Annotated in this window: 1 protein-coding gene; it reads left to right on the top strand. The window is 68.2% G+C overall.

The window, feature by feature from the left end; genetic code table 11:
- The coding region (locus ACZ3HG_RS23485) for a methyl-accepting chemotaxis protein (protein ID WP_465334748.1) at positions 1 to 277 on the top strand (277 nt) is incomplete at both ends.

The following is a 277-nucleotide window of genomic DNA, read 5'->3' as shown; positions in this document are numbered from 1 at the left end:
GATGCCGACCAGAGCGGCGCGGCCGTCCAGAGCACGGTGGCGGCCATGCGCGGCATCGCGCGCCAGGTCGGCGTAATCGACGACATCGCCTACCAGACCAATCTGCTGGCCTTGAACGCCGCCATCGAGGCGGCGCGCGCGGGAGAACACGGACGCGGATTCTCCGTGGTGGCAGCTGAAATCCGCAAGCTGGCCGAGCGCAGCCAAGGCAGCGCGCAGGAGATCAGCGTGATTGCCCAGCAAAGCGTGGAATTAGCCGAGGCCACCAGCCAGCGCC

The sequence above is a fragment of the Erwinia sp. PME.40.26/001 genome (assembly GCF_055556675.1).
This window is presented reverse-complemented; position numbering and strand designations above follow the sequence as displayed.